The organism is Verrucosispora sioxanthis, assembly GCF_010560025.1.
Lineage (GTDB): Bacteria > Actinomycetota > Actinomycetes > Mycobacteriales > Micromonosporaceae > Micromonospora > Micromonospora palythoicola.
Genome location: NZ_SAIY01000021.1, coordinates 1 through 1,520, shown reverse-complemented (window position 1 = coordinate 1,520; position 1,520 = coordinate 1). Strand labels below are relative to the sequence as shown.

The following is a 1,520-nucleotide window of genomic DNA, read 5'->3' as shown; positions in this document are numbered from 1 at the left end:
CCGCCCGCCGCCAGCTCGACTGGCGGGGAGTGGCCTGCTCCGGGGCCCCGCAGGTGACCCTCCGCGGCTCGGTCGACGGACGGTCCACCACCTTCAACCGGGTCTTCACCAGCCAGGTCGGGCAGAACGCCACCGTCACCGTCGAGATCGCCTGCACCGTCTCCTACGCCGACATGAACCTGCCGGCGCTGACGATGCCGGACGGACAGCGGATCACCGCCTCGTTCACCTCGCCGCTGGACCGCTACCGGAGCCGGGGATGACGGCCGGGCGCGGCGACGCCGGTCGGGTGAGCATCTTCCTCGCCGTGGCCCTGATCGGGGTGCTGGCCATCATCGGCATGGCGTTCGACGGCGCCGGTCAGCTCCGCACGCTGCAACGCGCCGAGAACCTGGCCGCCGAGGCGGCCCGCGCGGGCGGCCAGGCCATCGACCGGGCCACCGCCATCGAGGGCGGGCCCAAGCGGATCAACCGGCGCGAGGCCCGCCGCGCCGTCCGGAACTACCTCACCACCGCCGGCGCCAGCGACCACACCGTGACCTTCCCGGTGGTCGACGGCGAAACCCTGATCCGGGTACGCGTCGAGGTCACCTACGACCGGGCGGCGCTCGGCCTGTTCGGCTTCTCCAACACCGTCACCGTTTCCGGTGAGGCGACCGCACGGGCGCTGACCGGGGCCTCCTAGGAAAGGGAAGGTAGCCATGGCCGCATCAGGTGGCACCGCCGTACGGCGGGTCGGTCGGATGCTCACCGGCTTCGGTGCGCTTGTCGTGCTGATCGGTCTGCTGGTCGGCGGACCGATCGCGCTGCTGGCCTTCGCCGGCAACCCGCTCCCCGACCACGTACCCACGCTCGCGGAGATTGGCACCACGCTGACCAGCCGCGACGACGGTCAACTCTTCCTGCGGGCGCTGGCGATCATGGGCTGGTTCGGCTGGGCCACCTTCGCCCTGTCGGTGCTCGTGGAGCTGGGCGCACAGGCGCTGGACCGGCCCGCGCCCCGGCTGCCCGGCATGGGCCGGCAGCAGCGGGCCGCCGCCGCGCTCGTCGGTTCGGTCGCGCTGATCCTCGCCGCCAGCCCCGCCGCCACGGCCGCCACCACGGCTTACGGCACGACGGCGTACGCCGGTGGAGCCGCTTCCGTCACCGCATTCACGCCTTCTCCCGCGATGGCGGCTCAGCCGGCGACAGGCGCGCGAGCGGACAGTGCCGGCGCCTCGACCGGAGCGCCCGTTTACCGGGTCGCCAAGGGTGACTACCTGGGTGGAGTCGCCGACCGGTACCTCGACGACTTCGACGACTACCACCGGTTGGCCGCACTGAACAAGCTGCGGAACCCGGACCGGATCCGCCCCGGCCAGCTCATCAAGCTGCCCGAGGAGGCACACGATCAGGGTTCCCGGCAACATGCCACCGGCCGGCTGGTCGCACCGAAACCCCGGCCCGTTCCCGGGCCGGAACGGACCGAGCAGACCCGCCCGACGCCGACCAACCCGGGCGACGCGGTGGAGCGGCCCGGC

The 1,520-nt window shown here is 72.9% G+C and carries 2 protein-coding genes and 1 pseudogene; all 3 read left to right on the top strand.

The features are described from left to right. Nucleotides 1-263, top strand: a pseudogene (locus ENC19_RS29095) (pilus assembly protein); the annotation flags it as partial. Next, nucleotides 260-685, top strand: a complete 426-nt coding sequence (locus ENC19_RS29090; protein ID WP_164446613.1) for a pilus assembly protein TadG-related protein — start codon at nt 260-262, stop codon at nt 683-685. The pseudogene ENC19_RS29095 and the gene ENC19_RS29090, both read left to right, overlap by 4 nt. A 16-nt stretch (nt 686-701) precedes the next feature. Then, nucleotides 702-1,520, top strand: an 819-nt coding sequence (locus ENC19_RS29085) for a LysM peptidoglycan-binding domain-containing protein (protein ID WP_164450238.1), incomplete at its 3' end; no start/stop codon positions are given.

Excerpts from the sequence above, each read along its gene's own strand:
- ENC19_RS29090 (WP_164446613.1), top strand. The coding sequence starts at position 260 with ATGACGGCCGGGCGCGGCGACGCCGGTCGGGTGAGCATCTTCCTCGCC.